The organism is Streptomyces tropicalis (assembly GCF_029269835.1).
Lineage (GTDB): Bacteria > Actinomycetota > Actinomycetes > Streptomycetales > Streptomycetaceae > Streptomyces > Streptomyces tropicalis.
The window spans coordinates 62,445-81,542 of record NZ_JARJBB010000009.1; the positions used below are offsets into that span (position 1 = coordinate 62,445).

At 72.6% G+C, this 19,098-nt stretch carries 14 protein-coding genes and 1 tRNA gene; 11 read left to right on the forward strand and 4 right to left on the reverse strand.

What is annotated here, in order from left to right; translation table 11 throughout:
* The 11 genes from P3H78_RS18875 (at position 1) to P3H78_RS18925 (ending at position 11,902) form a co-directional block, all read left to right on the forward strand.
* A complete protein-coding gene (locus P3H78_RS18875; protein WP_276110210.1) occupies positions 1–825 on the forward strand; it encodes an MlaE family ABC transporter permease in 825 nt (274 codons plus the stop codon).
* A gap of 20 nt (positions 826–845) precedes the next feature.
* Positions 846–2,093, forward strand: coding sequence for an MCE family protein (locus P3H78_RS18880; protein WP_276110211.1), 1,248 nt, complete (start codon positions 846–848; stop codon positions 2,091–2,093).
* Positions 2,090–3,130 (forward strand): MCE family protein, encoded by a 1,041-nt coding sequence (locus P3H78_RS18885; protein ID WP_276110212.1) that lies wholly within the window; start codon positions 2,090–2,092, stop codon positions 3,128–3,130. Before P3H78_RS18880 ends, P3H78_RS18885 begins: the two co-directional genes overlap by 4 nt.
* Positions 3,131–3,474: 344 nt before the next feature.
* Positions 3,475–4,455: an MCE family protein gene (locus P3H78_RS18890; protein WP_276110399.1), complete on the forward strand. Its 981-nt coding sequence runs from the start codon at positions 3,475–3,477 to the stop codon at positions 4,453–4,455.
* Complete coding sequence (locus P3H78_RS18895; RefSeq protein ID WP_276110213.1) at positions 4,452–5,561, forward strand: MCE family protein; 1,110 nt, start codon at positions 4,452–4,454, stop codon at positions 5,559–5,561. The genes P3H78_RS18890 and P3H78_RS18895 overlap by 4 nt, the downstream gene beginning before the upstream one ends.
* Complete coding sequence (locus P3H78_RS18900; protein WP_276110214.1) at positions 5,558–6,850, forward strand: MCE family protein; 1,293 nt, start codon at positions 5,558–5,560, stop codon at positions 6,848–6,850. Before P3H78_RS18895 ends, P3H78_RS18900 begins: the two co-directional genes overlap by 4 nt.
* Positions 6,847–8,121 carry an MCE family protein gene (locus P3H78_RS18905; RefSeq protein ID WP_276110215.1) on the forward strand — a complete coding sequence of 425 codons (1,275 nt, stop codon included), beginning with the start codon at positions 6,847–6,849 and terminating at the stop codon, positions 8,119–8,121. The genes P3H78_RS18900 and P3H78_RS18905 overlap by 4 nt, the downstream gene beginning before the upstream one ends.
* An 11-nt stretch (positions 8,122–8,132) precedes the next feature.
* Positions 8,133–8,606: an Rv1363c family protein gene (locus tag P3H78_RS18910; protein WP_276110216.1), complete on the forward strand. Its 474-nt coding sequence runs from the start codon at positions 8,133–8,135 to the stop codon at positions 8,604–8,606.
* A gap of 34 nt (positions 8,607–8,640) precedes the next feature.
* The gene (locus P3H78_RS18915; RefSeq protein ID WP_276110217.1) at positions 8,641–9,426 is read left to right on the forward strand and encodes an Rv1363c family protein; all 786 of its coding nucleotides are present in this window, start codon (positions 8,641–8,643) and stop codon (positions 9,424–9,426) included.
* Positions 9,427–9,682: 256 nt separating this feature from the next.
* The gene (locus P3H78_RS18920) at positions 9,683–11,398 is read left to right on the forward strand and encodes a sialidase family protein (RefSeq protein WP_276110218.1); all 1,716 of its coding nucleotides are present in this window, start codon (positions 9,683–9,685) and stop codon (positions 11,396–11,398) included.
* Positions 11,399–11,902: a hypothetical protein gene (locus tag P3H78_RS18925; RefSeq protein ID WP_276110219.1), complete on the forward strand. Its 504-nt coding sequence runs from the start codon at positions 11,399–11,401 to the stop codon at positions 11,900–11,902. It begins immediately after the preceding gene.
* 211 nt (positions 11,903–12,113) lie between these two features.
* Here the strand turns inward: P3H78_RS18925 and P3H78_RS18930 are convergent.
* The 4 genes from P3H78_RS18930 to tmk form a co-directional block, all read right to left on the reverse strand.
* A tRNA-Thr gene (locus tag P3H78_RS18930) sits at positions 12,114–12,190 on the reverse strand.
* Between the two features lie 105 nt (positions 12,191–12,295).
* Positions 12,296–13,906, reverse strand: a complete 1,611-nt coding sequence (locus P3H78_RS18935; RefSeq protein ID WP_276110220.1) for an alpha/beta hydrolase — start codon at positions 13,904–13,906, stop codon at positions 12,296–12,298.
* Between the two features lie 123 nt (positions 13,907–14,029).
* Positions 14,030–15,235 carry a DNA polymerase III subunit delta' gene (locus P3H78_RS18940; RefSeq protein WP_276110221.1) on the reverse strand — a complete coding sequence of 402 codons (1,206 nt, stop codon included), beginning with the start codon at positions 15,233–15,235 and terminating at the stop codon, positions 14,030–14,032.
* A 407-nt stretch (positions 15,236–15,642) separates the two neighbouring features.
* Entirely contained in the window at positions 15,643–18,897 is a 3,255-nt protein-coding gene (gene tmk / locus P3H78_RS18945) for a dTMP kinase (RefSeq protein ID WP_276110222.1), read from the reverse strand.
* Between the last annotated feature and the right edge of the window lie 201 nt (positions 18,898–19,098).

Below are 19,098 nucleotides of genomic sequence, written 5' to 3' on the forward strand. Positions count from 1 at the left end.
ATGAGACCGCACAAACTCCTCGACCGCCCCTTGCGCTCGCTCGAAGAGCTGGGCGCCCAGTTGTCCTTCTACGGGCGGTCCTTGGCCTGGACGGGCCGCACCCTGCGCCGCTACAAGAAGGAGATCCTGCGGCTGCTCGCCGAGGTGAGCTTCGGGCGCGGCGCGCTCGCCGTCGTCGGTGGCACGGTCGGCGTGATCGCGTTCCTGTCCTTCTTCACCGGCACCGAGGTCGGCCTCCAGGGCTACGCGGCCCTCAACCAGCTCGGCACCTCCAACTTCGTGGCGTTCCTGTCGGCGTACTTCAACACCCGGGAGATCGCCCCGCTGGTGGCCGGACTCGCCCTGTCCGCGACGGTCGGCGCGGGGTTCACCGCGCAGCTCGGTGCGATGCGGATCAGCGAGGAGACCGACGCGCTGGAGGTGATGGGCGTCCCGTCGCTGCCGTTCCTGGTGACGACGCGGATGATCGCCGGCTTCGTCGCGGTGATCCCGCTGTACGTGATCGGGCTGCTGTCCTCGTACCTGGCCGCCCGCACCATCACCACCGCCTACTACGGACAGTCGACCGGCACGTACGACCACTACTTCCACCAGTACCTGCCGCCCGTCGACGTGTTCTGGTCCTTCGGCAAGGTGATCGTCTTCGCCCTGCTGATCATCCTGGTGCACTGCTACTACGGCTACCACGCGAGCGGCGGCCCGGCCGGTGTCGGCGTCGCGGTGGGCCGGGCGGTGCGGACCTCGATCGTCGCCGTCAACGTCCTGGACTTCTTCCTGAGCCTCGCGATCTGGGGCGCCACCACGACGGTACGGATAGCGGGGTGACAGCGGTGCACACGCACAGAATGAGACTCAGGCTGTACGGCATGGCGTTCCTGGCCGTGCTCGCGCTGCTGCTGTCACTCGCGGTGGCCGTCTACCAGCAGGCGTTCACCACCGTGGTGCCCATCACCCTGGAGGCCGACACCCTCGGCAACCAGCTCGATCCGCGCGCCGACGTCAAGCTGCGCGGGCTGCTCGTCGGCGAGGTGCGCGACGTGCACGCCGACGGCACGAAGGCGACCCTCGACATCGCGCTCAACCCGCAGTACGTGTCGTCCATCCCCTCGGACGTGCACGCGCGGCTGCTGCCCAAGACACTGTTCGGCGAGAAGTACGTCGACCTGGTCGCTCCCTCCGGTACCGCGCACGCGCCGGCCCGGCCGATCCGTGCGGGCGATGTCATCACCCAGGACCGCACGAAGGTCGGCATCGAGGTGCAGCAGCTGATGAACGACCTGCTGCCGCTGCTGCGCACGGTCCAGCCGGGTGAACTCAACGCCACACTCTCGGCGTTCGCCACCGCGCTGGAGGGCCGCGGCGACCGGATCGGCGACAACCTCACCCGGGTCGACGGCTATCTGCGCCGCCTCAACCCGCACATGCCCTCCCTCAAGGAGGACATCACGCGGTTCGCGGACGTCGCCGAGGTGTACGGCGACGCCGCGCCCGACCTGATGCGGATCCTGCGCAACACGGTCACCACCAGCCGAACGATCGTCGAAAAGAAGGACCAGTTGGCCTCGGCTCTGCGTACGACCGCCACCGTGGCGGGCACGGCGAACGACTTCCTGTCCGAGAACGGCGACCGGCTGATCACCCTGGGCCGGGTCTCCCGCCCCACGCTGGAGCTGTTCGCCCGCTACTCCCCCGAGTACCCGTGCCTGTTCCAGGGCCTGGTCCGGCAGGAGCAGGCGTCGCAGGACGCGTTCCGGGGCGGCGAGATGCGGATCACCCTCGAGGTCGTCCGGCCGCAGGGGGCGTACCAGCCCGGTGAGGAGCCGGTGTACGGCGAGCGGTCCGGTCCGAACTGCCGCGGCCTGCCGCATCCGCAGGTGCCCGGGCCGAAGCCGCATCTCGACGACGGCACGTCGGCCGGAGGTTCCGGCGGCGCACTCCCCGGAGGTACCGACGTGTCCGCCACCCGGGCCGAGCAGCGGACCGTCGGCTCGCTCGTGGCCCCCGTCATGGGCGTCCCCGCGGACCAGGTGCCGCCCGTGGCGACGCTCCTGTTCGGTCCACTCGCGCGCGGAACGGCGGTGAGTGTCGCATGAGCGGGTCAGGAGCCCGGCAGACCGTCGCCCCGCTGGTCAAGTTCAGCCTCTTCGCGCTGGTCACGATCGCGGCGACGGCGCTGCTCGCCGCCACCATCGTCAACGTCTCCTTCACCCCCAAGGACACCTATCACGCGGTGTTCACCGACGTCACCGGGCTGGAGACCGGCGACGACATCCGGGTGGCCGGCGTACGGGTGGGAGAGGTCGAGGACATCCGGATCAAGGACCGGACCCTGGCGGAGGTCACGTTCACCGTCGGCGCGGACCGGCCGCTGCTCGCCGGGACCCACGCGGTCGTCCGCTACCGCAACCTGGTCGGGCAGAGGTACATCGCCCTCACCGAGGGCACGGGCGACGTCACCGCCCGGCTGCGGCCGGGCGGCACCATCCCGCTGTCCCGGACCCAGCCGGCTCTGGACCTCAACGCCCTGCTGAACGGCTTCAAGCCGCTGTTCGCCGCGCTCAGCCCGAACGACGTCAACCAGCTCGCGACCGAGATCGTCCAGACCCTCCAGGGCGAGGACGGCACGGTGAACAGCCTGCTCGCGCACACGGCCTCACTCACCAGCACCCTCGCCGACCGCGACAAGCTGATCGGTTCGGTGGTCGACAACCTCAACACCGTCCTGGAGACGCTCGACCAGCGCGGCTCCCGCTTCTCCGCGCTGCTCACGCAGCTGCGCCGGCTGGTCGCCGGGCTGTCCGCCGACCGCAAGCCCATCGGGGAGTCGCTGGTGAGCATCGGCGACCTCACGGACGTCACGTCGGGGCTGCTGAAGGACGCGCGTCCACCGCTGAAGGACGACATCGCCGGGCTCGGCGATCTCACCGGAACGCTGAACAAGAACGACAACACCGTGGAGGGCGTCCTGAAGCGGCTGCCGAACAAGCTCGAGAAGCTGACGGGGACCGCCTCGTACGGCTCGTGGTTCAACTTCTACCTCTGCGACTTCGACGGCCGGATCGTGCTGCCGAAGACCAAGCAGGTGATCTCCCCGGAGATGCACGTGGCGCGGGCGAGGTGCGGCGGATGAGCATGCGCACCAGGCGGCGCACCGTCCGCCGCCCCGAGCCGCTGGTCAGGGTCCGGGTCCTGCGGCCGAAGCTGCCGAGACTCCCCAGGCTGCTGCCCACACGCACACCCCGCCCCCAGCCCCTCGTCAAGGTGCACGTCCTGCCACCCAGGCTGCCGAGACTCCCCAGGCTGCTGCCCACACGCACACCCCGCCCCCAGCCCCTCGTCAAGGTGCACGTCCTGCCACCCAGGCTGCCGAGACTCCCCAGGCTGCTGCCCACACGCACACCCCGCCCCCGACCCCTCGTCAAGGTGCACGTCCTGCCACCCAGGCTGCCCAGGATCCGGCTCCGGCGCCCACGCCTGAAGCCCTTCCGCGAGCGCAACCCGGTCGTCGTGGGCGCCGTCGGCCTCACCGTCCTGGCGCTGCTCACCGTGGCCGCCTTCAACGCCGACAGCCTGCCGCTGATCGGCGGCGGCGACACCTACAGCGCGGCCTTCTCCGAGGCCGGCGGCCTCAAGCCGGGCGACGAGGTGCGGATCGCCGGGGTCAAGGTCGGCAAGGTCGACGACGTCGACCTGGACGGCGACCACGTCAAGGTGACCTTCAAGGTGAAGGGCCACCCGGGGTTCGGTACCGACACGGGTGCGTCGATCCGTGTCAAGACGATCCTCGGCGCGAAGTACCTGGCCCTGTACCCGAAGGGGCCCGGCCAGTTGGAACCGGGCAGCGAGATCCCGCTGGGGCGGACCGTGTCGGCGTACGACGTCGTCCAGGCCTTCAGCGACCTGACGACCACCACCGAGGAGGTCGACACCAGCCGGCTCGCGAAGGCACTGGACACGATCTCCGTCACCTTCCAGGACTCCCCCGAGGAGGTGCGGGCGTCGATCAAGGGGCTGTCGCGGATCTCCCGCACCGTCGCCGCCCGTGACAAGGCGCTGCGCGGGCTCCTGGACCATGCGAACGGAGTCACCAAGGTGCTGGCCGGTCACACGAAGGACTTCACCACGCTGGTGAAGGACGGCGACGCCCTGTTCAAGGAGATCAGCAAGCGGCGCGCGGCGATCCACAAGCTGCTCAAGAGCTCCGCGCTGCTGGGCATCGAGCTGTCCGGCCTGGTCGAGGACAACAGCAAGGAGATTGGACCCGCGCTGAAGAACCTCAACACCTTCGTGACGATGCTCGAACGCAACCAGGCGAGCCTCGACCGCAGCGTCGGGCTGCTCGCCCCCTACGTACGGCTCTTCACCAACACCCTCGGCAACGGCCGCTGGTTCGACTCCTACATCCAGAACGTGGTCCCTGCCCCGGTCACGCCGCGGACGGGGGGCACCCGATGACCCGCAGACTCCTGGCCCTGTTCACCGCGCTCGCGGTCGTCGTCGGCCTCGCCGTCGTCCTCTGGCCGGGCCCCGCCCCCGTCCACGTCACGGCGTACTTCCCCCGCACCGTCGGCGTCTACCCCGGCTCCGACGTGCGCGTCCTCGGCGTCCGCATCGGCGAGGTCAGGAACGTCACGCCGGAGGGCGACCGGGTACGGGTGGAGCTGGAATACGACCGGGGCCGCAAGGTCCCCGCCGACGCCCAGGCCGCCATCATCAACTCGACGGTGGTCAGCGACCGTTACGTGCAGCTGCTGCCGGTGTACCGCAAGGGCGCCGTACTGCAGGACGGAGACGTCATCCCCGAGTCCCGTACGGCCGTCCCCGTCGAGCTGGACCGGGTCTTCGACAGCCTGCACACCACGGCCGACGCGCTCGGCCCGAACGGTGCCAACAAGAAGGGCTCGCTGTCCCGGCTGCTCGGGGTGAGCGCGGACAACCTCCGGGGGCAGGGCGCGAACATCAACCAGACGGTGGAGGACCTGTCCCAGGCGGTCACCACGCTGTCCGACGGACGCGGCGACCTGTTCGGGACCGTGCGGAACCTCCAGGTGTTCACGGCCGCACTGGCCGCGGACGACACCAGCGTGCGGTCGTTCAACACCGACCTCGCCGACGTGGCCGGGCAACTCGCCGGGGAGCGCAAGGATCTCGCGGCCGCGCTGAAGTACCTGGCCGCCGCACTCGGCGACGTGTCCGGATTCGTGAAGGGCAACAAGAAGGAGCTGACCTCGGACGTGAAGGGCCTGGCCAAGGTCACCAAGGTCCTTGTCACCCAACGGGACGCCCTGGAGGAGCTGTTGACCGTCGCCCCCACGGGCCTGTCGAACCTGCAGAACGCCTACAACCCCGCCGCCGGCACCCTCGACACCCGCAACAACGCGCAGACCCCGCAGGATCCGTCCTCCCTTCTCTGCTCGATCCTGAAGACGACCGGCGACGACCACGACAACTGTGCCGGGCTGAAGAAGCTCCTCGACTCCCTGCCCAAGGTTCCCTCGGCCCCGGCGTCGACGGGCACGGTCGACAAGACCCTCGGCGGAATTCTGGGGGCACCGGCATGAGCGTGCAGCGCACGGCCCGGGTGGCGGCCTGGACGGCGATCGGCTCGCTGCTGCTGACCGGCTGCGAGTTCAACGGTTGGTACGACGTCCCGCTCCCCGGCGGCGCCGCCTCGGACGGTCACGCCTACCACGTCACCGTCGATTTCCGGGACGTCCTGGACCTGGTGCCGCAGTCGGCGGTCAAGGTCAACGACGTCACCGTCGGCACGGTCGAGAAGGTGGAACTGGACGGCTGGCACGCCCGCGTGCGGCTCAGGATCGCCGACTCGGTGAAGCTGCCCGGCAACGCGGTCGCCGATCTGAGGCAGACCAGCATGCTCGGCGAGAAGTACGTCGCCCTGTCCGCGCCGGCCGGCCTGCGGCCCGTCGGACGGCTCCACGACGGCGACCGCATCCCGCTGTCCCGCAGCGGCCGCAACCCGGAGGTCGAGGAGGTGCTGTCGGCCCTGTCCGCGCTGCTCAACGGCGGCGGGGTGGCCCAGCTGAAGACGATCACCGTCGAGTTGAACAAGGCCCTCAGCGGCCGCGAGGACCGGGTCAGGTCCCTGTTGAAGCAGCTCGACACGTTCCTCGGAGGCCTCGACGACCAGCGGGCGGAGATCGTGCGCGCGCTGAAGGGCGTCGACCGGCTCGCACGGCGGCTGAAGAAGGAGAAGAGGACGATCGCCCTGGCCGTCGACACCATGCCGCCCGCCCTGAAGGCCCTCGCCGACCAGCGCAAGGACCTGACGAAGATGCTCACCGCCCTGTCCAGGCTCGGCAGGACCGGCACCAAGGTGGTGAACGCCTCCCACGACGACACCGTCGCCGACCTGAAGAACCTCCGGCCCATCCTGCAGGAGCTGAACAAGGCCGGCGACGACCTGCCCAACTCCCTCGAACTCCTGACCACGTACCCGTTCCCGCGCAACGCGACGGACGCCGTCAAGGGCGACTACGTCAACCTGAAGATCACCGCCGACCTCGATCTGGCCGGCCTCTACGGCAACGTCACCGGCAAGCCCGGCAAACCCGGGAAGTCCCCGTCCCCCGGGACACCGCATCTTCCCGGAGTCCCCACTCCCACCCCTCTCCCGTCCCTCCCGCCCCTGCCGAGCACCCCGCCCGTGCCCTCCGTGCCGCCCGTGCCCTCGACGCCCGCCGTGCCCTCGACGCCCTCCGACGGCAGCACCCTGCTGTGCCCGCCGGTGTGCACCGCCGCCTACGGCACCGGGGGCGGCTCGCGTCGCCTCCCGCCGGGGGTCGATCCCGGCCTCGCCGAGCTGATGCTGAAGGGGATACTGCCGTGATCACACGTACGGTCAAGGCCCAGCTGCTCGCCTTCGCGACCGTCACCGCCCTCGGGGTGTCGTACGTCGGCGCCCGGTACACGGGCCTGGTGGACGACGTCCTGCACCGCGGGTACACCGTGCGCGCCGACTTCGCCGAGTCCGGGGGCGTCTTCCCCGGCGCCGAGGTCACCTACCGGGGGGTGCCGGTGGGCCGCGTGGGCGATCTTCGGCTGACCGGCTCAGGGGTCTCGGTGGCGCTGAAGATCGAGGACGGCGCCCCGAGGATCCCGGCCGACACGCTCGCGGTGATCGCCGACCGCTCGGCGGTGGGCGAGCAGTACGTCGACCTCCAGCCACGGCGGTCGGGCGGGCCGTACCTCACGGCGGCCAGCCCGATCCCGCGCAGCCGCACCCGGACCCCGCTGCCGGTCACCGACCTGGTCCTCAGCCTCGACCGGCTGGTCAACTCGGTAGGCAAGGACGATCTGCGGGTCACCGTCGACGAGCTGGGGAAGGCGTTCGCCGGCACCGGACCGAACCTGAGCCGGCTGGTGGACTCCGGCGACACGCTGGTGGAGTCGGCATCCGAGTCGCTCCCCCAGACGGTCTCGCTGATCGAGAACTCGCGGACGGTGCTCAAGACGCAGGCCGACCAGGGCTCGGCCATCAAGTCGTTCTCCCGCGATCTCGCCACGCTCACCGGGCAGCTGAAGTCGAGCGACGGCGACCTGCGCCGGCTGATCGGCTCCACGGTGCCCGCCGGGCAGGAGATCGACTCCCTGCTGAAGTCCACGCGGCCGCACGTGCCGGTCCTGCTGGCCAACCTCATCAGCGGCGGCCAGATCACCGTGGCCCGGCTGCCCGGCGTCGAACAGGCCCTGGTCACGCTCCCGCTCACGGTCGCGGGCAGCTACACGGTCATCCCCGGCGACGGCACCACCCACTTCGGGCTGACCGTGAACGCCGACGACCCTCCCGCGTGCACCCAGGGCTACGGCACCCAGCGGCGCGACCCCGCCGACACCAGCACGCGCCCGGCGAACACCGGCGCGCACTGCACGGCACCGCGCGGCAGCAAGACCTCGGTGCGCGGAGCACAGAACGCGCCCGGCGCGACGACCGGGCGGCACAGCGCCGGCCAGTCCGCGTTCGTGGCCCCGTACGACCCGGAGACCGGCACCGTCACCGGCCCGGACGGAACGCCCCTCGAGATCGGCTCGACGGGCGGCGAACAGACCGTGTTCGGAAAGGAGTCGTGGCAATGGCTGCTCGTGGGACCGATGGCGTGAGAGGCGGACGCATGAGGCTGCTGTCGGCGGGGCTCGCCGCCGCGATCGTGCTGACGACCGTGCCGTGCGTCTGGCTGGGCTGGAAGCTGTCCGACCAGCGCGCGACGGAACAGCGCCGTCAGGACATCCTGGCGGCGGCCCGCCAGTCGGCGCTGAGCTTCACCTCGCTCGACTACCGGCACTACGGCCGGGACAGCGGCAACGTGCTGAAGGGCGCCACCGGCGAGTTCAAGAAGCAGTTCGCCGCGCAGACCGCACAACTGACCAAGCTGGTCGCGCAGAACAAGTCGGTGTCCGAGGGGCAGGTCCTGGAAGCGGGCATCGTGCGGTCCGACGCGCGCTCGGCCCGGGTCCTGGTCGTGGCCGACAGCAAGGTGACCAACACCGCCGCGCCCGAGGGCCAGGCGCGCACCTACCGGCTCCAGCTCGACCTCGCGCGCGTGGCCGGCCGCTGGCTGACCTCCGACGTCGCGTTCGTGGGCTGACCCACCCGTGAGGCCATCGATGAGAAGAGACACCGTGGCGAACCCGCCCTCCCGTACCCGAGGCACCGGCTCACCGGCCCGCCGCACCATGACCGCGGCCGCCCGTGCGGCAGCCAAGCGCGCCAGGCGGCCCGCGCACCCCGAGCGCGATGCCCGCCAGGAGGAGCAGACTCCCTCCGCGCGCTCCCTGCTCATCGAGCCCCCGGAGCACGGCGGGGAGGACCCGCCGGAGCCCGAGTCGCCCGAGTCGCCCGAGTCGTTCGAGCCACCCGAGTCGCCCGAGGGGGAGCAGGAGGACGGCACGCCCCCGCGCAGGGCCGGGTGGAGCGTGCTCACCGCGGCGCTGGGCGTCGTCCTCGTGGCGGCCCTGGTCGCGGTCGCCGTGCTCGGGTGGCAGTACCGGCAGGAGCGGCAGGCGGAGCAGGCCCGCGACGAGGCCCTCGCGGCCGCGCGGAAGGCGGCGCCGGTCGTGCTGTCCTACGACTACCGGCACCTGGACCGGGACTTCGCCCGGGCCCGCGCCCTGCTGACCGGGCACTTCCGCGACCAGTACGGCAAAACCACGAAGGCCGTGGTCGCGCCGACCGCGACGAAGTACCACGGCGTGGTGAAGGCGGTCGTGGCCGCACCCACCGACGGCGGAGCCCCGGCGGTCTCCGTGGTGTCGGCCGCACCCGACCGGGCCGTCGTCCTGCTCTTCGTCAACCAGGTCACCCGGAGCACTCAGGTCGCGCAGCCCCGGCTGGACCTGAACCGGGTGCGCATGACGCTCACCCGCACCCCCGACGGCTGGAAGGTGAGCGGCGTCGACGCCCTCTGACCGGAGGTGACGCAAGTGCCCTCGCGCAGTCGCGCGGGGGCACTTTTCGGTTTCTCGCGACGGACGCCGCCCGCCTCCCCGTAGAGCAGACGAAGGCATCAACCGTACCGCCACACGCCCCTGCCCTTCGTCCGACTCGCGAACCCACGAGGTACCTGTGGCTCTTCTCTCCGTACTCCGTCTTCACCACCACCCGCGATCGCGGGGACGTCTCGCCGTCGGGTTGCTGGCGCTCGTCGCCGGAACCCTGCCGAGCGTGGCTGCCAACGCCGCCACCCCGTCCTCCGGATCCGTCAGCGACACCGCGCCCACGACCACGTGGAGCGCCGGTCCCTTCGCCTCTCCGAACGCCTCCGGCGCTACCGGGACGGTGAGCTGCGGGAATGCGCAGCCCTGCGACGACTACGCCCTGAAGGTGTCGGTGCCCGCGGGCTACGACGCCGGTCACAGCCTGCGCATCGACGTCAAATGGCCGGACTCCGCCGCCGACTTCGACCTGTACGTCCTCGATGCGGGCGGCCGGGAGGTGGCCGCCTCGGCCTCCTCCAGCGACCCCGAGACCGTGCTCCTTCCGGCGGTGTCGGCGTCGTACACCGTGCGCGTGGTGCCGTACGCGCCGCTCGGCGACAGCTTCACCGGCACCGCGAGCCTGGTCACCGCTCCGGCCGATCCCCCACCGAGTACGGCCACACCGCCGACGTACGCGAACTCCTGGGCACCCGACAGCATCAAGGACGCGCACAACGCCGGTGAGCCCTCGATCGGCGTCGACCGTTCGAGCGGCGCCGCGATGTTCCAGGCGTACACGTCGACGCTCAAGGTCACCTACGACGGTGCCGGTGCCGCCACGTGGCAGGACAAGAGCGCGACCGCGGCCAACGGGTGCCCCCAGGGCAGCAGCACCAGCCTCGACCCGATCCTGTTCACCGACCCGGCGACCCACCGCACCTTCGAGTCGCAGCTCGCCGGCAAGACCGCCCTGACCTGCTACACCGACGACGACGGTGAAACGTGGACGCCGACGGGCGGCTCGGGCATCAACTCCGGTGTGGACCACCAGACCATCGGCGGCGGCCCCTTCGCCCCGGGCGGTCCGGGCGCCGTCACGTCGTACCCGAACGCCGTCTACTACTGTTCCCAGGACATCGCCGACGCCTCCTGCGCGGTCAGCCGGGACGGCGGTCTGACGTACGGGCCCGCCGTTGCGATGTACTCGCTGCTGGACTGCGGCGGCCTGCACGGGCATGTGAAGGTCGCCCCGGACGGCACGGTGTACGTGCCCAACAAGGGCTGCGGCGGCCATCAGGCCGTGGCCGTCTCCGAGGACAACGGGCTGACGTGGAACGTCCGCGACAACCCGTCCAGCACCCCCGGTGACTCGGACCCGAGCGTGGGTGTCGGGGCCGGCGGGACCGCCTACATGGGCTACCAGAACAGCGACGGCACGCCGCGTATCTCCGTCAGCCACGACAAGGGCAGGACGTGGCTGTACGACCAGAACGTCGGCGCGGCCCTCGGCATCAAGAACATCGTCTTCCCCACCGTGACCGCGGGCGACGACAACCGCGCCGCCTTCGCCTTCCTCGGCACCACCACGGGCGGCAACTACCAGGACGCGTCCTTCACCGGCGTGTGGCACCTGTACGTGGCCACCACCTACGACGGCGGCCAGTCCTGGGTCACCGCCGACGCCACCCCCACCGACCCCGTCCAGAGGGGGTCGATCTGCACGGGCGGCACCACCTGCGGCAAGGACCGCAATCTCCTGGACTTCATCGACGTCACCACCGACGCCCAGGGCCGCGTGCTCGTCGCCTACGCCGACGGCTGCACCGGCGCCTGCGCGACCGGAGGTGCGCAGAACTACGACGCGCTGGCCTCCATCGCCCGCCAGTCCTCCGGCAACACGCTGTACGGCGCGTACGACGCCGGGGTCCGCAGCGCGCGCAAGAAGCCCGGAGGAAGCCGGTAGATGAAGCCATCGCCCTCGGCTGCCGTTCTGGCAGGAGCCGTCCTCGGCCTGGCCGCGGTCACCGGATGCTCGGCTGCGGACAAGCACGCCAAGCCCCCGGGGGCGGCGACGTACGCGGCGGAGCAGGCCACCGATCAGCCGACCGGGAGTGCGGCCGGTGCCGCGCCCGGCGGCTGTCCCACCGCCGCCTCACTGCCGCTCCCCAAGGACTTCCCGGAGAGCCTGCCGGTGCCCGACGGCGCGGTCGTGACCTCGGTGGAGCACCGCACCGGCGGCCGGCTCGTCGTCGCCACCGTCGTACGGGGCGGCTTCGACACCACCCTGGCGTTCCTGCACAAGCGGCTCCCCACGGCCGGCTACACCCCTGAGCAGGGCGAAGTGGAGGAGGACGACGCCGAGTCGAACTTCTCCTCCACGACCGTCCGGGGCCGCTGGACCCTGCGGAAGATGCCCCACTGCGAGGGAGGGGTGTACCTGACGTACCTGACGTCCGCGGTCCCCTGAACCCGGCCCGGTGAAGCAGGCAGCCGAGCGTGAGGACGCCCTGGGGGAGGGCGACCGGCGGCTACCAGGTCCGCGGACCGCGGGCCCACCGGGCACCGTGCCGCCCCCCTCAGGCCCCATGTCCCGTCCCAGAGGGCAGTGCCCCAGACCGCGCACCGATCAAGGAAATGGGAAAGGCCCAGGTCAGAAGCTATGACCTGGGCCTTTCCAGTGGAGCCGCTTTCGGGATTCGAACCCGAGACCTACGCATTACGAGTGCGTTGCTCTGGCCATCTGAGCTAAAGCGGCGCGCTGCCGGCACCATGGTGCGATCGGCAACGTCCGTAAGTCTACACAGGTCCCGAGGGTGCTTCGTACCCGCCCCGGAGGCCGGGTTCCGGGGCGGGTGAGGCGTCAGGAGCAGCTCTTGCCGGGGGCTGGCGGGGTGCCGCGGAGCAGGTACGTGTCGATCGCGGAGTCGATGCAGGCGCTGCCGCGGCCGAAGGCGGTGTGACCGTCGCCGTCGAAGGTGAGCAGCCGGGCCGAGGAGAGCTGGCCGGCCAGGGACTGCGCCCAGCGGTACGGGGTCGCCGGGTCGCGGGTGGTGCCGACGACCACGATCGGGGCGGCGCCCTTCGCCTCGATGCGGTGCGGTTCCCCGGTGGGTGCGACCGGCCAGTACGCGCAGTTCAGGGAGGCCCAGGCGAGGGTGCGGCCGAAGACCGGGGAGGCCTTCTCGAAGGTGGGCAGCGACTGCTCCACCTGCTCCGGGGAGGAGAAGGACGGGGGGCTGTCGAGGCAGTTGACGGCGGCGTTGGCGAACATCAGGTTGCTGTAGTGGCCGGAGGCGTCGCGCTCGTAGTAGCTGTCGGACAGGACCAGCAGGCCGGCGCCGTCGTTCTCCTTCATGGCCGAGGTCAGGGCCTCGCGCAGCTGCGGCCAGGACGACTGGTCGTACATCGCCGCGATCACCCCGGTGGTCGCGAGGGCCTCGCCGAGCTTGCGGCCGCTCGCGTCACCGGTCGGCAGCGGGTGCGCGTCCAGCTTGCGGAAGAACGCCTGGAGCGTCGCCCCGACCTGCTCGGGGGTCGCGCCCCGGCCGCCGAGCGGGCAGTCGCTCTGCCGCACGCAGTCCTTCGCGAACGAGCGGAACGCCGTCTCGAACCCCTCGGTCTGCCCCAGGTTCATCTCGCGCGCGGAGAGGGCGGGGTCCATCGCGCCGTCCAGGACCATCCGGCCGACCCGCTCGGGGTAGAGCCCGGCGTAGGTGGCACCCAGGAAGGTGCCGTACGACGCCCCCACGTAGTTCAGCTTCGGATCGCCCAGAACCGCCCGCAGGATGTCCATGTCCCGGGCCGCCTCGACGGTGGAGACGTGGCGCAGCAGGGACGGTGCGTGGGCGCCGCAGCCCTCGGCGAACGTCCGGAACGCGCCGCTCAGCGCCTCGGTCTCCTTGCGGTCGTCCGGCGTCAGGTCGGTCTGCGTGTAGGCGTCCATGGCGCGGTCGCCGAGGCACTCGACGGGCTCGCTGCGGGCGACGCCGCGCGGGTCCACGGCCACCATGTCGTAGCGGGCGCGGACCGAGGCCGGGTAGCCGACGCCTGCGTACTGCTGGAGGTACCCGATCGCCGAGCCGCCCGGCCCGCCCGGGTTGACCACCAGGGAGCCCAGCGCCTTGCCCTTGCCCGTCGCCTTCTTGCGGGCCACCGCCAGCCGGACATCGCCCGCGCCCGGCTTCGCGTAGTCCAGCGGCGCCTTCATCGTGGCGCACTGGAAGCCGGGGACACCGCAGTCGCGCCAGCTCGGCTTCTGCGCGTAGTAGGGCTCCAGGGCGGCGGGCGTGGCCGGGGGCAGCGCGGCCAGTACCTGCGCCGCGGAGGTGGTGTGGGTCGCGGGACCGGGGGCGGAGCAGGCCGACACCAGCAGGGCGGCGACCGCGAGGACGATGCCTCCGGCCCGGGTGGTGCGGGCGGAGGCGGTCCGGATACTCCGGCCTGTCGGGCGCAGGGCGCGGCTGAGGTGCATGGGGCGATGGTAACGGTGCGCGATCGGCCATGTGCGCCGTGTGCGGGGCGTGGCCCCGGACGAGTTACCGCCGCCGCCCCGGGCCCGCTCCCGCGGCCCGGCCGGCTCCGCCGGCTCCACGGCTCAGCCGGCTCTCAGCGCCATCGTCATGGCCTCGACGGCCAGCAGCGGGGCCACATTGCGGTCGAGGGCGTCACGGCAGGCGGCGATGGCCTCGATGCGGCGCAGCGTGGACTCCGCGGAACCGCCCCGCACCAGGCGCTCCAGGGTGTCCTCCACGTCCGCGTTGGCGATCGCGACCCGGGAGCCGAGCTGAAGGGCCAGGACGTCCCGGTACAGGCCGGTGAGGTCGGTCAGGGCGAGGTCGAGGCTGTCGCGCTGCGTGCGGGTGCGCCGCCGCTTCTGCTTGTCCTCCAGGTCCTTCATCACACCCGCCGTACCGCGCGGCATGCGGCCGCCCTGGGCCGCGCCGAGCGCCGCCTTCAGCTCCTCGGTCTCCTTGACGTCCACCTCCTCGGCGAGCGCCTTGGCGTCCTCGGCCGCCGCGTCGACCAGCTCCTGGGCCGCTCTCAGGCAGGCGCCGATCTCGTCGAGCCGGAGCGGGAGCTTCAGCACGGTCGCGCGGCGCTCCCGTGCGGCCGGGTCCGTGGCCAGACGGCGGGCCCGTTCCACGTGGCCCTGGGTGGCCCGGGCCGCGGCGGCCGCGACGGCGGGCTCGACGCCCTCCCTGCGGACCAGCATGTCCGCCACGGCGTCCACCGACGGCGTGCTCAGGTTGAGATGGCGGCAGCGGGAGCGGATCGTGGGCAGCACGTCCTCGACGGAGGGCGCGCACAGCAGCCACACCGTGCGCGGGGCCGGCTCCTCGACGGCTTTGAGGACGGCGTTCGCCGACTTCTCGTTCAGCCGCTCCGCGTCCTCGACGAGGATGACCTGCCACCGGCCGTTCGCCGGGGAGGTGTACGACTTGCGGACGGTGTCCCGCATGTCGTCGGCGAGGATCTGTGTGCCGACGGCGGCGACCGTGGTGACGTCGGCGTGCGTGCCGACCAGGGCCGTGTGGCAGCCGTCGCAGAAGCCGCAGCCGGGGGTGCCGCCGAGGGCGCGGTCGGGGCCGACGCACTGCAGGGCGGCGGCGAAGGCGCGCGCGGTCTGCGTGGTGCCGGCGCCGGGAGGCCCGGTGAAGAGCCAGGCGTGCGTCATCTTCGACGCCTCGGGCGGCGGGGTGCCGGTGGTGGCCGCCGTGACCTGGGCGTCGGCGTCCCGGGCGGCGGCGTTCAGGTGCCCGCCGACCCTTTCCTGTCCGACGAGGTCGTCCCACACGCTCATGGGTCACGCCGCCCTTTCGTCCCGTCCTTCGGTGCGCTTTCCATTGTGCGGGGCGGCACTGACAGCGGGGGCGGCGGCCACCGTGTCCGGCATGGGGGCCGTCTCTTTGTCCTACGGTCCTACGGTCCGACAGTCCGGGAAGCCGAGGAGCCTACGACCTGGTGAGCCCATGACCCGAGGGTCCGAGAAACCGAAGGCCCGAGAAGTCGGGAGTCCGACGAGAGACCGGTGCGACGGGTCGGTGAGGCCGGTGGACCTGCGCGGGGCCGACCCGTTGCCCGACAAGCCGCTTGCCCGCTGAACCACTGAGCCGCTCAGCGGGCAACACGATGACCCGACAGACAGGTGACCGGGTGACCCGCTGAGCGGGTCACCCGGTCACCTGATCGATCAGCCTGCGCTCCGCGTCAGCCGCGGCGCCCCCGGCCGCCGTCGCGCCCCGCGCCGCGGTCGCCGCCGCGGCTCTCCTCGGCGTCGTCCTCGCGCGGGCCCAGCAGCTCGTCCGCCAGCGACGGCAGATCGTCGAGCGGGGTCTCCTCGGCCCAGTCCGGCCGCTGCCTGGTCCGCCGTCCGGCGCCCTGGGCCCCGGTGTCGGTACGCCGTCCGCCGTCGCCGGAGTCCCGGGCCGCGTCGAACTGCGGGAGCTCGCGGGTGCGGTCGTCCGAGCCGTCGGGGCGGGCGGCCGACGGCCGCTCGTCGCGGAAGTAACCCGGCGGCAGCCGGTGGTCGCCGCCCTCCTCACGCACCGGCGGCAGCACCGCCGTGTCGTCGACGGCCCCCTCGGGAGCGACGGGCGGCAGCACCGCCGTCTCGTCGGCCGCGCCCGGCACGGGCGGCTGCGGCAGCCTCGCCGTGACCTCGGACGCGGACTCGGTCCGCCCCGCCGGCCGGGACGGTCCGCCGCCGGCCCGCTCGTCGCGCACCGGCGGCAGCACCGCGGTCTCGTCGGCGGCGCCGGACGGCGCGCGGTCCGGCTCCACGGCCGGCGTGGCCAGGGTCGCCGCGTCGGACGGGTCGGCCTCGGGGGTCTTCGGCTTGCGGGGGCCCGCCTGCGCGGCGGCCGTCGCCTGCTCGGCCGCCCGGCGGGCCTCCTCGGCGCGCAGCAGGGCCTGCTCGGCCTTCTGCTGCTTCTCCAGGCGCCGCTCCTCGGCCTCGGCCCGCAGCCGGGCCTCCTCCTCGGCCTGCCGGCGCCGGCGCTCCTCGTCGGCCTTGCGGCGCGCCTCCTCCTCGGCGCGCGCCTGCTCCTCGGCGAGGAGGCGGGCCTTCTCCTCCTCCGCGCGCCGGCGCGCCTCCTCGGCGCGGAGGCGGGCCTCCTCGGCCTGGCGCTCGGCCTCGCGCCGCTGCGCCTCCTCCAGCTCGCGCCGCTTGCGCTCCTCCTCCTCGGCGCGCAGGCGGGCCAGCTGCTCCTGGCGCTCGCGCTCGAGGCGCTCCTCCTCGGCCTTGCGGGCGGCCTCCTCCTCCGCCTTGCGGCGGGCCTCCTCCTCGGCCTTCCGGCGGGCCTCCTCCTGGGCCTTCACCTCGGCCTCGGACAGCGGCAGCATCTGGTCGAGGCGGTGCCGGACGACGGTCGTGACGGCCTCGGGCTCCTGGCCCGCGTCCACGACGAGGTACCGCCCGGGGTCGGCGGCGGCCAGTGTCAGGAATCCGGACCGCACGCGCCCGTGGAACTCGGCGGGCTCGGACTCCAGGCGGTCGGGTGCCTCCGTGAACCGCTCCCTGGCGGTCTCCGGGGAGACGTCCAGCAGCACCGTGAGGTGCGGGACCAGTCCGTTCGTCGCCCAGCGGGAGATGCGGGCGATCTCCGTCGGGGACAGATCGCGGCCCGCGCCCTGGTAGGCGACGGAGGAGTCGATGTAGCGGTCCGAGATCACGACGGCGCCGCGCTCCAGCGCGGGCCGGACGACCGTGTCGACGTGCTCGGCGCGGTCCGCGGCGTAGAGCAGGGCCTCCGCCCGGTGCGACAGGCCCTGCGAGGACACGTCCAGCAGGATCGACCGCAGCCGCTTGCCGACCGGCGTGGCGCCGGGCTCGCGGGTGAGGACGACCTCGTGGCCCTTGGCCCGGATCCACTCGGCGAGCGCCTCGGCCTGGGTGGACTTGCCGGCGCCGTCGCCGCCCTCCAGGGCGATGAAGAACCCGGTGGCCGACGGCACCGTGGCGGGCTCGTCGCCGCCGCGCAGCGCGTCCAGGAGGTCGTTGCGCAGCGGAACTCCGGAGCGGTCGTCGACCTTGGCCAGCACCAGCGCGGCGACCGGCAGCAACAGCGCACCGACCAGCATCAGGGTGAAGGCGGCGCCTCCGTGCGCGAACACGAACCGGCCGTGCTCCAGGCGGTGCGGGCCGATCGCGGCCGCGACGACCGGGGCGATCACGGCACCGAGGGCGACGAGGACCCGGACGACCGCGTGGAGGTGCTCGGTCATGCGCGGCCGGCGGTAGTCCTCGGCCTCCTGGTCGAGCAGCGCGTGCCCGGTATTGGCGGCCACGCCCGCGCCGACGCCGGCCAGGGCGAGGATCAGCAGGACGGTGGTGACGTCCGGGACGAGCCCGGCGGCGAGCAGCGCGATGCCGGTGAAGGCGATCGCCAGGGCCAGCAGCCGACGCCGCGACAGCGACACGAGCACCTTCGGCGCCGTACGGATGCCGACGACGACCCCACCGGTCAGCGCGAGCACCGCGAGGCCGTACAGCACGGGTCCGCCGCCCAGGTCACGGGCGTGCAGCGCGCAGACGGAGACGGCGGCGGCGACCGCTCCGGCGACCGCCGCGGAGGCGAGGATCAGCAGCGGGACGGCGCCGGTGCGGCCCTTGTCGACACCGGTGCCGGTCTTCGGGCGGCGCAGGCCCTCGAGCGGGGACCGGGCGCGCGGGGTGCGGGTGCCGGGCAGGTCCAGCGAGATCAGCACGGACAGCGACGCGGCGAACAGCCCGGCCGCCACGTACGAGGCGAGGGCGGCCTGGTGCTGGGCGAACCAGGCGATGCCGGTGCCCAGCAGGTTGTTGAACAGTCCCGCGAGGACGAGGGCGGCGGCCGCCGCGGGGATCGCGACGAAACCGGTGCGCAGCGACAGGCGGCGCAGGGCGTCCATGTGGTCGGGCAGCGGGCGCACCGTGGCGCCCTCGGGGGGCGGCGCGGGCAGCAGCGCCGGCGCCGCGCTCTCCCTGCACACGCCCCAGAAGCGCTCGGCGATGCCGGTGACGAAGACGGTGACCAGCAGGAGGACGGACGCGTCGGCGGGCACCCAGTCGATCCACAGGGGGGCCACGATCAGCAGCGCGGCCCGGACGCCGTCGGCGCCGACCATGGTCCAGCGCCGGTCGAGCGGCCCCTCCTGGGCGGTGAGGGAGCTGAGCGGTCCGAGCAGGACCGCGCCGAAGAGCAGCGTGGCCAGAATGCGCGCCCCGAAGACGGCCGCCACGGCGAACGCGGCGCCCCGGTAGCCGCCGCCGAAGGTGCCCTGGGCGACCGCCGCCTGCAGGGCGAGGACGACCAGCACCAGGAGGGCCAGGGCATCTCCGATGCCTCCGACCAGCTGTGCGCTCCACAACCGCTTCATCTGCGGCCGGCGCAACAGCGCACGGACGGCACGTTCGCGGGAGTCCGCCAGAAGGGCGTCGTCGGGGGCGGGTGGGGGGGCCGTCGGCTGCTCGGCTCGCGTCATGCATTCAGCCTATCGGCACGCACCGGCAACCTGTGGTGACCGTCCGAACGTGCGCACGCCCCGACACCAAAGTGATGCCGAGGCGTTTCGTGATCTTGCGCGTGGACGCCGCCGACCGGGGAAGGCCCCCGGGCCCCGGGGAGGACCGGCCTTTCGGGAGGCCCCCGAAGGGCCCTCCCGGACCAGAGCCGCCCGGACCGG

Bases quoted from the DNA above. Each gene is read 5' to 3' on its own strand.
- P3H78_RS18875 (WP_276110210.1), top strand. From the start codon at position 1: ATGAGACCGCACAAACTCCTCGACCGCCCCTTGCGCTCGCTCGAAGAG.
- P3H78_RS18880 (WP_276110211.1), top strand. From the start codon at position 846: ATGAGACTCAGGCTGTACGGCATGGCGTTCCTGGCCGTGCTCGCGCTG.
- P3H78_RS18885 (WP_276110212.1), top strand. From the start codon at position 2,090: ATGAGCGGGTCAGGAGCCCGGCAGACCGTCGCCCCGCTGGTCAAGTTC.
- P3H78_RS18895 (WP_276110213.1), top strand. From the start codon at position 4,452: ATGACCCGCAGACTCCTGGCCCTGTTCACCGCGCTCGCGGTCGTCGTC.
- P3H78_RS18900 (WP_276110214.1), top strand. From the start codon at position 5,558: ATGAGCGTGCAGCGCACGGCCCGGGTGGCGGCCTGGACGGCGATCGGC.
- P3H78_RS18910 (WP_276110216.1), top strand. From the start codon at position 8,133: ATGAGGCTGCTGTCGGCGGGGCTCGCCGCCGCGATCGTGCTGACGACC.
- P3H78_RS18925 (WP_276110219.1), top strand. From the start codon at position 11,399: ATGAAGCCATCGCCCTCGGCTGCCGTTCTGGCAGGAGCCGTCCTCGGC.
- P3H78_RS18935 (WP_276110220.1), bottom strand. From the start codon at position 13,906: ATGCACCTCAGCCGCGCCCTGCGCCCGACAGGCCGGAGTATCCGGACC.
- P3H78_RS18940 (WP_276110221.1), bottom strand. From the start codon at position 15,235: ATGAGCGTGTGGGACGACCTCGTCGGACAGGAAAGGGTCGGCGGGCAC.
- tmk (WP_276110222.1), bottom strand. From the start codon at position 18,897: ATGACGCGAGCCGAGCAGCCGACGGCCCCCCCACCCGCCCCCGACGAC.